This window comes from Pseudoalteromonas sp. DL2-H2.2 (genome assembly GCF_021532535.1).
Lineage (GTDB): Bacteria > Pseudomonadota > Gammaproteobacteria > Enterobacterales > Alteromonadaceae > Pseudoalteromonas > Pseudoalteromonas rubra_A.
The window spans coordinates 71,420-83,368 of the sequence record NZ_JAKGBD010000002.1 but is presented as its reverse complement, the minus strand read 5'-3'; the positions used below and the strand labels follow the sequence as shown (position 1 = coordinate 83,368).

Annotated in this window: 11 protein-coding genes; 3 read left to right on the top strand and 8 right to left on the bottom strand. The window is 48.0% G+C overall.

The features are described from left to right. Positions 1-18: 18 nt before the first annotated feature. The gene (locus L1285_RS02955) at positions 19-615 is read right to left on the bottom strand and encodes a porin family protein (protein WP_235410937.1); all 597 of its coding nucleotides are present in this window, start codon (positions 613-615) and stop codon (positions 19-21) included. 122 nt (positions 616-737) lie between these two features. Further along, positions 738-1,580 (bottom strand): LysR family transcriptional regulator, encoded by an 843-nt coding sequence (locus tag L1285_RS02950; RefSeq protein WP_235410936.1) that lies wholly within the window; start codon positions 1,578-1,580, stop codon positions 738-740. Positions 1,581-1,689: 109 nt separating this feature from the next. Between L1285_RS02950 and L1285_RS02945 the strand changes: the two genes are divergently transcribed. After that, positions 1,690-2,346, top strand: a complete 657-nt coding sequence (locus L1285_RS02945) for a glutathione S-transferase family protein (RefSeq protein ID WP_235410935.1) — start codon at positions 1,690-1,692, stop codon at positions 2,344-2,346. 98 nt (positions 2,347-2,444) lie between these two features. Beyond that, positions 2,445-2,915 (top strand): GNAT family N-acetyltransferase, encoded by a 471-nt coding sequence (locus tag L1285_RS02940; protein WP_235410934.1) that lies wholly within the window; start codon positions 2,445-2,447, stop codon positions 2,913-2,915. 1 nt (position 2,916) lies between these two features. Here L1285_RS02940 and L1285_RS02935 read toward each other — a convergent pair whose 3' ends face one another. From L1285_RS02935 to L1285_RS02915, 5 genes are all read right to left on the bottom strand, one after another. After that, positions 2,917-4,122 carry an iron-containing alcohol dehydrogenase gene (locus L1285_RS02935; protein WP_235410933.1) on the bottom strand — a complete coding sequence of 402 codons (1,206 nt, stop codon included), beginning with the start codon at positions 4,120-4,122 and terminating at the stop codon, positions 2,917-2,919. 147 nt (positions 4,123-4,269) lie between these two features. Continuing rightward, positions 4,270-4,629: a hypothetical protein gene (locus L1285_RS02930; protein WP_046006712.1), complete on the bottom strand. Its 360-nt coding sequence runs from the start codon at positions 4,627-4,629 to the stop codon at positions 4,270-4,272. 208 nt (positions 4,630-4,837) lie between these two features. Continuing rightward, positions 4,838-5,602, bottom strand: a complete 765-nt coding sequence (locus L1285_RS02925; RefSeq protein ID WP_235410932.1) for a YdcF family protein — start codon at positions 5,600-5,602, stop codon at positions 4,838-4,840. Positions 5,603-5,903: 301 nt separating this feature from the next. After that, the gene (locus tag L1285_RS02920) at positions 5,904-6,791 is read right to left on the bottom strand and encodes a LysR family transcriptional regulator (RefSeq protein WP_125721890.1); all 888 of its coding nucleotides are present in this window, start codon (positions 6,789-6,791) and stop codon (positions 5,904-5,906) included. Positions 6,792-7,293: 502 nt separating this feature from the next. Next, positions 7,294-9,687 carry an EAL domain-containing protein gene (locus L1285_RS02915; protein ID WP_235410931.1) on the bottom strand — a complete coding sequence of 798 codons (2,394 nt, stop codon included), beginning with the start codon at positions 9,685-9,687 and terminating at the stop codon, positions 7,294-7,296. Between the two features lie 211 nt (positions 9,688-9,898). Between L1285_RS02915 and pyrC the strand changes: the two genes are divergently transcribed. Continuing rightward, the gene (gene pyrC / locus L1285_RS02910) at positions 9,899-10,942 is read left to right on the top strand and encodes a dihydroorotase (RefSeq protein WP_046006714.1); all 1,044 of its coding nucleotides are present in this window, start codon (positions 9,899-9,901) and stop codon (positions 10,940-10,942) included. Between the two features lie 76 nt (positions 10,943-11,018). Here the strand turns inward: pyrC and L1285_RS02905 are convergent, their stop codons facing one another. After that, on the bottom strand, positions 11,019-11,849 hold the full coding sequence (locus L1285_RS02905) for a substrate-binding periplasmic protein (protein ID WP_235410930.1): 831 nt from the start codon (positions 11,847-11,849) through the stop codon (positions 11,019-11,021). Between the last annotated feature and the right edge of the window lie 100 nt (positions 11,850-11,949).

Here is an 11,949-nt window from a genome sequence, read left to right as displayed (position 1 = left end):
GCGCTTTTATTATCTGAATTAGAAGCGATAGCTTACGCCTAAACCGAAGTTAGTCGTGTCCAGATCACCCATATCCATGTATTGAATACTGGCATTAAGCGACATGCCATTGTCCCAGTCGTACTGCCAGCCTGCTTCCGTCAGGAAACTAACGCCATCTTCTTCAACCATGGTTTTGCCTTTGTAGCCAATCTCGTAGTCATAGTAGTGAGCACCAAGTTTGGCGTACAGGTAGTTGCTATCCGACAGCTGATACTGGCCCTTAACTGCCAGCACGAAGTTATCGTAATCTAGCTCATTCGCACCGAGGCCGAACAGCGCCTTGTCGTTGCGTGTACAGGTGAACTTGTCATCGCTGTCATCTTTACATTCCCATTCATCCGCTTCCATACCTGTGTTGTAGGCGGCTTCCAGCGCCCAGGTAGAGTCGTACTGATAGTTGTAGTAAAAATACACATGTGTCACACCGTCGCCGTCTTGGCTTGAGCTTTTGTAAGAGGCGTCGCCACCAAATAGCTGAGCACCTACGCGGTGCTGCTCGTTATGCTGGGCAGCCTGAGTTGCAAAAGAAGCTGAAACTGCAAAAACAAGTGAGAGGAGAGAGAAAGTTTTCATTGCCGTCATTCCGTTTGGTTAACTTGCCGACAAGTGTATGCAGACACCTTGTGAGAGTCTGTTTGCGGGGTGTCATAAAATGTAAGCGCATGTAGAGTGGCTGTAAGCAACTATGAATACGCTCACTCAGGGAGGTCGATGGCGTTACCGGTAGCATCACAGATAGCGCGCAAATCCTCTTCTCTAATCGGGTTAGCAGCGGCGTTACTGCGGATCAGCACTATTTCGATAGCCGGCAGGGCGGGTAAATCCGAGTGGCTGATAATTGGCAGGCCCCGTGCGCTACTTTTCGCCAGCGCACCCACTGCCAAGCCCGCTTTAACCAGAGCGCGCAAAGCAGAAGCGCTCCCGCAGTTAGCGATTACTTTGAATGGCCGCTCCTGTTTCATTAATCCTTCGATGGCGGCCTGATGGAAACGACAGTCTCGCTGGAATATGGCCAGTGACAAACTGGGATCGGGGTGGAAGCTGCCAACCCAGACGCCTTGATCATGATAGAGTAATACCCCTTCCTCAGAATCCGGACTGCGGGTGATCACAGCTAAATCTAACTCGCCACGGTCCAGCGCATCTTTGATCCGGTTGCTGGACATACAGTGAATGTCCAGTTCCAGGTTTGGCCAATGTCGATGTAGTTGGCTTACTAACCTGGGCAAAATTGCATCGGCGTAATCGTCCGGACAGCCAAGCCTGAGTAAGGTTGTTCCCTCATTACGCCGCATATGGGACAGCGTGTCATCGTGTAACCGCACCAGCTGTCGGGCGTAGCGCATTAAAGTGTGTCCATCCTGAGTCAGGTGTAATTTTCGCCCGGACTTTTCAAACAAGGGCCTGCCTACTTCCTGCTGGAGCTTTTTCATCTGCATGCTGATGGCTGATTGAGTGCGATACAGTTGGCTGGCAGCCCGGGTAAAACTGCCATTTTCGACACAGGCGATGAAACTACGCAGAGAGTCTATATCCATATCTATAAGAAATGTTGATGTTTGATATCAGAATTATCCGCTGGTTTGAGCTGATAAAGCAACCTAAAGTAATGCTAACTAAAAATGTATCACTGAACTGAGGCGCATTATGAAACTCTATATCGGGAATAAAAATTACTCTACCTGGTCGCTGAGAGCTTGGCTGCTTATTGAAAAGTATAAACTAAATTTTGAGGAAGTGGCACTCAAGTTAGAAACACCCGCCTTCTACCAAACCTTGTCTGAGCTCAGCCCAACGCAGAAAGTCCCCTTGCTTGTGGATGGAGATTTGGTCGTCTGGGAATCTTTGGCTATCTGTGAATATATCAATGAAGCTTATCTTTTCGGACAGGCTTGGCCTTGCTGCCCTAAATTACGGGCCAGAGCGCGGACGTTGAGTGCACAAATGCACAGTGGCTTTTTGGCACTCAGGGCTGAAATGCCAATGAATATCAGAGCACAGCGGCGTGTAGAGTTATCCCCAGCTGCCCAGAAAGACATAGTGCGTATTGCCCAGATCTGGCGTCAACAGTTGACAGAGTTCGGCGCTCAGGAAGGCTGGTTATTTGGCAGCTGGAGCATTGTTGATGCGATGTTTGCACCTGTTGTGATGCGCTTTATCAGCTATGGTGTTGAGTTAGGTCCTTTGGAAAAAGCGTATATGGAAAAAGTCCTTGCCTGCCCGGCGATACAAAAGTGGCGTGCTGAAGCATTACTGGAAAAGGACATAGTGGAAAGTGATGAAGCGGGTGTACCATACCCCTAATCTCAGTCACTTTTTATCTGCCGGAGTTATTTGCATATTGCCTCCTTAATTGAGTAGTACACTTACTCTTGTGTATTACTCAATAATGGAGGTGCCTTATGCTTATCCCCGTTGATGCCAACAATCTGCCTGTTTATCTCAATCTGGCACAGGCTTATGAAGCCGAGTTTTCTGCCCTGACTGATAAAGCCCCTGGGACTGATGGCCTGTTTGCACTGGATACTGTGTTAGAAGGCAGTGTGACAGGTTATCTCTGGTATGACGGTGAAACGCCAGTAGGGTTGGCGGCGATATCGCGGCATGGAGAGAGTGAGTTTGAGGTGTGTGAGTTTTACATTGTGCCGCGTTATCGTAAAGCGGGGCTGGGTGCCCGATTTGCCCGGGCTATCTGGGATAAATTGCCCGGATTTTGGACCATTAAGCAGATCGCTGGTGCTGAGTATGCAACGCAATTCTGGCGCCGCGCCATTGCGACAGCTGGTATAGCGAAGATGACTGAAGATACCTATCTGGATCCATATTGGGGGACTGTGACCCGTCAGCAGTTTCACTACAATACCTGCACGTGAGTCATGAAGAGCAGGCCCGGATCTGTGTCAGTATGTTCTGGCAATCCGGTAGTGCCATAAAGTGCGGCACCGGGTAATCGGGGTGTGCCTCATCGAGCGCCATGACCGCCAGAGACTGAATGTCGTCACTCAGTACTTCAGTGAGTTGGGTTTGAATATTTAACTGTGCCAGTAGCTGGGTAATATGGGCAATAAGGTCCTGCGCTTGTTGTTCGACGGGGTAATCCAGTGAAGTCAGGCTGCAATGGCAGGCAATCATGGCTAATTGACGGTGTATCCTGCTGCCGTACCAGTGCAAAACAGGCAACAGCAAAACGGCGTTGGCCAGACCGTGCGGGGTGCCGTACCTGGCTGTAAGCTGATGCGAAATGGCATGAATATAACCCACGGAGGTTCGGGTGAACGCCTGTCCGGCTAGAAAGGAGGCATAGAGCAGTTTTTCCCTCGCTTTTTGGTCCTGACCATTATGGTAGGCCGTGGGTAAGTGAGCAAATATCTGCGAACAAGCTTCGAGTGCTCTGTCATTCGTAAGCTTGGTAGCGTTAATGCTTAAAATGGCTTCAATGGCGTGTGTCAGGGCATCGATGGCTGTGGTTGCTGTGATCCCGCCTGGCAGTGAGGTGGTAAGCTGGCTGAGCAAAACCGCTCGTTGTGGCACCAGGCAAAAGTCTGCGGCCGCGAGCTTTTTACCCTGCTTTTCATCGTTAAATACCGCCGCAACCGTGGTCTCGGAGCCTGTGCCTGCCGTCGTTGGTATCGCAATGTTTGGTGGTAGTGTTTTGAGCACTTTAAACAAGCCAGAAAACGTCTTTACTGGGCGCTTTGGTCTGACGACACGGGCACCGATTAACTTTGCCGCATCCAGCACAGAACCACCACCAACACTCACGATTGCCACACAGTGGTGTTGGTTGTATACCTGATAGCCCTGTTCAATGTTCTTGATTGTCGGGTTAGGCTGCACCTGATCATAAACTACGGGGCTTAGGTTTTGGGCGTAAAGCGCGGTAAGTACGGGTTGGATTATGCCACGCTCATTGAGCACCTTATCTGTAACAACCAGAACCTGAGCATCATCGGGTAAAGACAGGTCTGCTATAGCATCCTTCAGCCCCTGGGTGCCTTGGTATAACTGTGGTTCCGGAATACCGATAAATCTGACTATCGATTTTAAAACAAAGTGGTAGCAACGATAGAGTAAGTGCATGACTGTACAGGCTCGCTTGGTTGTTTATTGCACAGAAGCATAGCCGAAAGTACCAAAGATTGGCAAAGTTTTTAATAGTAGGTGATTGTATTTACGATGTTTTGGGAGGTGTATGAGTCAGCGAGTGCTGACTCATATGAAAGGCAATTAGACAACGCCACGCGGCAGGCGGCAGTCATGGTCCTTTTCAGCCAGCTCGATGATCCAAGCTTCTTCTGCGGTATAGCCATCGTCATTGGCTTTAACAACCGTGAATGGCGCTGCTTTTTTAACAGCAGGCGCTGCGGCCTTCTTTGTTGCTTTTTTCTTTGGCGCAGGTTGTTCTGTCGCGGCTGTCCCTGAAGTTAGCTCTTCGGTCAAAGCTGCTACATCTGCCAGACGCATATTTTTACCACCGTCAATGCTGTACCAGCCAGGCTTAGTGGTGATCTCTGGCTTTTTGCCGTGGGCTGCTTCATATGCGGCTTCAAATGCACTTAAAACTTCAGTTTTATCTAGTTTACTCATCGTAAATCCCAGTCGTGTTATACGCGGATACGCAGGTTAAGATTAAACGATATTTATACCTATTTTTGAGGTATTTTTCAATTTTTTGCGTTTTTAAGCTCTGATTCATCGCAAATCAGTACCTGCTTGAGTGTGCTATGTGCGACTTTTGCACTAATTTATACCAATTTGCCCCTTCAAATTAAACCGCTATTAAGTGACATGGGTATTAGAGCGCCTGCGGGTCTAACATTCGACGTAGCAAAATCCACTGTTGCCCCAGTGCTTCATGCGCATAGGTGGTTACCGCTTTTAATACGGATGCACTGGCAATAAAGCGTCGGTAGCCCTGTGAGTTTGCATAGCTATAAAACTGCACAGGGGCTGCAAGGGTATCTATGCCCTGAGCAGAGAATAAATCCTGTGCGCGTGCCATATGGCTGGCAGAGGTGATCAGTGCCACTTTACTGTCAACTAGTCTGGTTGCGAGCAACAATGCTTCTTCGGCTGTATCCCGGGCTTGTGGATTTTGGATTATCTTAGTTGCAGGAACCCCCAGTGAGATTGCGGTGTCTGCCATCAGAGCACTACTGGTCGTTTTTCCATATCCGGCACCCGAAACAACCAACTGAGCCTGTGGATAGTGCTGTAGTAATCTGAGCCCTTCGGTAAGACGAGACAATGCGCACCCAGAGAGTTGTAGGTTGGCAGTCAGTCGAGGTGCCGGGCTCATGCCACACCCAAGCACGACGATATAGTCCATATCTTTGTGTTTGTTCACTGCGAATGGACTCAACTTCGCCTCCGTTGGGTTTATCAGTTTGTCAGCAACAAAAGGTGTGCTGACAGCCCACAGGCCTACCACGAGCAGCCAGCTCATCAGGTAAGATTTACGGTGTGTTTTAGCAATAAACAATAAGCAGAGCGCAAGCAGTAGTAGCGTCACCGGTAAGGGCATTAACAGTGAGCCAATTACTTTCTTTATCTCAAACATCACAAGTTGTCCGTTTACTTAGTTTGCGCTTAGTTTACCCCTATTGTCAGGCAATTGCGTCATGTAAATCAGCAGGCCTGGAACTTAACGTGCGACAGATTGCTTGCAGGTGTTCAGAAAGTGCCGGTACACCGGGTTGTCTTTCATGTTCTTTTAGTAGTAGCGTCACCGGTAAGGGCATTAACAGTGAGCCAATTACCTTTTTCATCTCAAACATCACAAGTTGTCCGTTTACTTAGTTTGCGCTTAGTTTACTCCTATTGTCAGGCAATTGCGTTACGTAAATATGCAGACTTGTAACTTAGCGTGCGACAGACTGCTTGCAGGTGTTCAGAAAGTGCCGGTACACCGGGTTGTCTTTCATGTTCTTTTTCATTGCCAGGTACATAGGGCGGCTTAAACCCAGTGCACCCAGAGGGATAGACTTGATCAGCCCCTGACTTTCGTAGGGCGTAACCAGCCAGTCAGGCAGCGCAGCAACGCCCATACCGGCACTGACTAACTGAAAAATCAACAGCCCCTGATCGACCGTTTTCAGTGTGCCGTCAAAGCGAGCGTTTTGAATAAAGTGTTTAAATATATCCTGGCGCTCTTTAGGAATTGGGTAAGAAATGATGGTTTCGTCTTTTAAATCGAGCGCCGTAACATAGGCTTTTTTAGCCAGTTCATGGTCTGGTGCGACAATCAGTTTCAGTTTAAAGTCGAAGATATGAGCATACTCAACCTGCTCTGGCTCGCGAATATCAGAAGTCAGGACTAGGTCGAGTTCATCACTGAGCAACTCCGGAATAGCGTCGTAGCTAAAGCCACGTTCGTAATCGACTTTGATGTCAGGCCAGAAGTTATTGAATTCTTTGATAGTGGGCAATAACCAATGGAAGCAGGCGTGGCACTCAACACTGAGTCGTAGTTGTGAGATGGGTTGATTCAGGCTTTCTTTGAGGCGGCACTTGGTTGCTTCAACTTTGGGTAATACATCATTGGCCAGCTCCAGCAGCAACATACCCTGTGGAGTGAATCGCACGGGCTGGGTCTTGCGCTCGAATAACTGACAATCCAGTTTATTTTCCAGATCTTTGATTTGGTGAGAGAGTGCTGACTGAGTTAGGAATAACTCACGCGCCGTATTGACCAGTGATCCGGTTTCTTTCAGGGTCGCTATGGTTTTTAAGTGCTTTATATCTATCATCATCAACAAATCTCATTCTAAACGTGAGTAAAACTCAGATTACACCCATATTACGCTGTGAACCCTAGCTATTCAACGTCTAGACGTCTATAAATCCAGCAGCGATTGACTAAATATTTACAAAATTACTATAGCACTATTTTTGACAGCGTTGTCATTCTTTATTTGACTTTTTTCCAAAAAATTACAATTTAATTTTACTCAAGTTGCTCTCAAGGCGCTACTGAGGCAAAAAGTTTAGCTCTGTTAACTTGGAAACTTTGATGAGAGCGCTGCAGGGAACAAGCTAATCTACTGTATTTCGCAAAACAGTTAGCACATAGAGTGAGTAGTTACACTTTACCAGTGGATTGGGTGCAAAGCCGCTTGACTGAGTATAAGTGATGGAGCACCTTCGGTTATTCGCGCTGTTAGTTCTTAATTGGGCTGCTAAAGAAGTTAAGCTGGAGTTGTAAGGCAAGCGCATTGAGCTGAGCAAGCTAATGCGCTTTAACTACTTGCATTACGCCAAAGTGGGGGCGGTTGCGAGTTTAATCTGCTCCGTTTGTAAAAAGGCCATAGCCTGTGCTGCTTTTAGCGGGCGGGAAACCAAAAACCCTTGCCCATACTGGCACGCTTTGGTGCTGAGTAACTGAAACTGCTGCGAGGTTTCTATGCCTTCGGCGACTACTTCCAGATCCAGGGATTTTGCCAGCGATAAAATGGCATCAACCAGCGGGTTTTCTTCATCTGTTAACTGACTAATAAAACTCTTATCGATTTTTAGTACGTGGATGGGTAGCTGATGCAGGTATCCCAGCGCAGAGTAGCCGGTGCCAAAATCATCCAGATAGAGCTTTACGCCGTAAGGTGACAAGCCGTTGATGACTTTGGTGGCCAGGTTGAGGTTTTCAATCAAACCCGATTCTGTAATTTCAAGGCTGAGCGCGCCCTGGCTTAAGCCATAGTTGCGATACAAGGAGGCTATTTGATCGACAAACTCCAGGCTAGCAAAATGGCGAGATGACACATTGACCGTCAGACAGATATTGCCAGCCCCGGCATCCTGCCACTGCGCAATTTGTTTTGCCGCCAGTTCAAGCAAATGTAAATCAAGTTCTATGATCTGGCCTGTTTGCTCGGCGATGGGAATAAAGTCATCTGGCGTGACCAGCCCATTTTTGGGGTGATGCCAGCGTACCAGAGACTCAAAGCTGACCACCCTGGGCTGAGTTAGCGAAAAAATTGGTTGATAATACAGCTCAAACTCACCATTTTTAATGCCGTTTTGTAGGTCGTTTTCTATGTCGGCTTGTTGCTTGAGCTTTTTACGCATTTCATTATTGAAATATCGGATCTGACTGCGTCCAGCTGATTTGGCTTCATACATGGCGGCATCGGCTTGCTGAAGCAGGGTAATGGCACTGTCTGAGTCGCTGGAGGTAAATGCAACCCCGATGCTGCTGGAGGCTTGCAACAAATGGCCATCGATTTGAATGGGCTTGGCAATGGCACCAGTGATCCGTTCCAGTGCCAGTTCCACTTGTTGCTTGTCGCTAATGTTCTCCATAAAAATGGCGAACTCATCGCCGCCCAGACGCGCAAAGGTATCTGTTTTGCGGATACTGGCCTTAATAAGCCCAACAATGGCCACCAAAAAATGGTCGCCAACATCATGCCCCAGCGCGTCATTAATGCTTTTGAATCGGTCCAGATCAAGATACAGCAGGCAGTGCTGGCGCTCAGGCTGACTTCTGCCCAACGATAAAATAGCGTGTTTAATGCGCTCCAGCATCAGATAGCGGTTTGCCAGGCCCGTCAGGTCGTCATGCAGAGCCCGGTGCTCCAGTGCCTGCCGGGCAAGACGTCTGTCTATGGCCATACTAAGCTGGCGGCTGATGTAGGTCAAAATGGCTTTATGATGCTGACTAAAAGCCCGGTCGTTATCGTAGCTTTGCAGCACCACTACGCCTTGATACTGATCGTTGACGACGAAGGGCACACCAAGCCATGAACGAGGTGAGCGGCCAACCATTTTGAAGTTTTGCTTCTTAATATGAGTCAGAAATTGCTGGTGGTCGCACAATAAAGGGTGCTGTTGTTTAATAATATAATAGGACGCAGTGTGTTTTATTTGCTCTTTGGAGACTTTCTGGTGCGCGCTGCATTTCACCCCTGCCTCTATAAGGTAATCGATCTCCAGAACATCCTGCTGGGTATCGTACAGCCCAATAAAGCAGTTCTCCGCCGGGAGCTGCGAGCAGATGATGCTATAAAGCTCATCATAAAAAGCTTCCAGATTACGCGACTGATAGGTGATATTGGCGATTTTTAGCAGGCACGTTTCCAGTTGTTGTGCCTGGTGTAGTTGCTCTACCGTTGCCTTGAGGTGATCCAGTGTACGAACCTGATGGATTTTGGCGCTGAGTAAATGTGCCACCGTAGAGAGGATCTGCAAATGTGCCTGGGTGAAGTAATCCGCCTCAGGATGCTCACAGTCAATAACGCCCAGCAATGTATTTTCGTATACCAAAGGTACGCACAGCTCTGAGAGCGCAGGCCGGGCATCGGCAATATACATAGGTTCCAGCGCCACGTTGCCAGAAATAAACGGTTGTTTGGTTCGCGCAACATGTCCTGTGATCCCCGCCGCAATGGGGATCTTCTGTTGGCTTACCTGGTGGCAGATGTCTTTGTGTGCCACGCCCATACTGGCGACCACATCGAGAAACTGGCCAGCCGGATCACTAAGATAAATAACGCAATCCACGAACCCCAGCTTGCTCACAACCTGACTGGTAACATACTCAAAGAGTTCATCGAGATGGGTGATTTGTAGTAGTGACGATGAAAACTGGTTAATGATGCTTAACTGTTCGGTTTTTGATTCTAGTTTTGCTTCTGACAGTATTGGCATGACACAGGCCTGATTACTTAATCTTCTACTATGTTAACGCTCTTAAATGATGCGTTACAGTCAATGTTGCAATTAAATTGCTATTGGCTGTAAACCTGATGACACTTTTACGACATATTCGGGTACAAGCTGTGGGCTGATTGGGCTTAAAAACTTTACTAACTAGCTGGCTCAGCCTATGATCGGGCAAATTCAGTAGTGGGAAAGAGCAATGACAAGTAAACAGACCTTAACAATCACTCGTCCGGACGATTGGCATGTGCATCTTCGCGATGGCGCGGTACTCGTTGATACAGTGCGCGATATCAGTCGCTATATGGGGCGGGCCATCATTATGCCTAACCTGGTACCACCGGCAACTTGTACGCAAAGTGCACTGGCATATCGTGAGCGAATTCTTGCTGCAAAGCCAAACGGACAATTTGAGCCTTTAATGGTATTGTATTTGACTGACAACACCAGTGCTGAAGAGATCCGTGCGGCGCAGGCCAGTGGCCATATTGTCGCTGCGAAGTTATATCCTGCGGGCGCAACCACCAATTCGGACTCTGGTGTAACCGACGTTGAAAACATTTACCCAATCCTGGAAGTGATGCAGGAAGTCGGTATGCTGTTACTGGTGCATGGTGAGGTGACCGATTCTTCGATAGATATTTTCGACCGTGAAAAGGTATTCATTGATACTAAGCTCAGAAAAGTAGTCGATGCCTTTCCTAAGCTGAAAATCGTGCTTGAGCACATTACCACGCAAGATGCGGTTGAGTTTGTTGAATCAGCACCTGACAATGTTGCTGCTACGATTACGGCGCATCATCTACTATACAACCGCAACCACATGCTGGCCGGTGGCATTCGTCCACATTATTACTGCCTGCCAATTCTCAAGCGTAATACCCATCAGCAGGCATTATTGCGAGCGGCAACCAGCGGTAGCAAAAAGTTCTTCCTGGGTACTGATTCGGCACCTCATGCTAAAGATAAAAAAGAAGCCGCTTGTGGTTGTGCCGGTGCTTACACCGCCCACGCCGCCATTGAATTATATGCAGAGGCATTTGAAGAAGCCGGCGCACTGGATAAGCTCGAGGGCTTTGCCAGTCACTTTGGTGCGGATTTTTACGGGTTGCCTCGCAATACCGATACCATCACTCTGGAAAAAAGCAGCTGGCAAGTGCCAGAGTCTTATCCGCTCGGAGATACTCAGGTTGTGCCAATCAAAGCCGGTGCCAGCATCGACTGGCAGGTTGTTGCTGAGTAAGCATTAGAACAGAGATATTAAGGCAGCCGTCGCTGCCTTTTTTGTGCAACTTGATGCCGTGAGATTTAAGTAAAAGTCAGGGGGGGGTCGCTTTTTGTAAAACCGTATTTAAGGCCTCATCCATTTTTTCGATAAAGTCTGCTTTATATGGGTACTTTCCTTCATACCCCTTCAGATAGCCGATGTGAGCACTGCGGCTCAGTACCACATGGTCCTCAACAAATGATTGTGCACTTAAGCCGGGCAGTTGGTCTTGCAGATCGCTGATCCCAATCAAGGTCGAGAGCCTGTCGTTGATATAGCAGTCGACCCTCTTTTTATACAGCTTGATGATGTTGGCACGGGTATTTTTGTTTTCCCAAACAATAATACGTCCGGCTTTTCTCGCTTCTTTTAGCGCATCGTCCAGGATCAAAAAGCCTGCATTCAACCCGATATTAATGGGCGCCAGCTCGCCATCACGCTGAGCGATATTTTGTAAAGTGATGCCGGGGTTGCAAAACGCCACGACCTCTTCTTGTTTTAACGCGACCGAGTAAGGCCAGATATAAGGGCGTGTATCAAGGTGGATATAAGGTGGCATCAGTGCAAACGCTTCACCCTGCTCGAGTGCTGCAACGCCTCTTTTCCAGGGAATAGGGCGTAACTCAACCTGGTATTCTTCTTTGATGAGCTTGGCGGCTTCCAGAATGAGTGTCGGATAAATGCCGACCAGTTTTCCATCCTGAACATACGAGTAGGGTGGATAGCTGTCGTCAGCCAAAATAGTGACTGGTATCGGGCTTGCGGCACGGACAATATTGCTCGTAAAAATGCTAAACCACACCAGCAGGCGCATCACTTGTATATAACCAGAATATGCGCGATGCAGACACCTGCGTTGATTTGCCTTAGCTACTTCTGACACGGCTGTACTTCCAGAGGGAACCCTTATTTTAACTTTAGATAAGATCTGTTCAGATGCCAGTATTGGATAGGTTTACATGGTTATTACTGAAAGCTTTGTG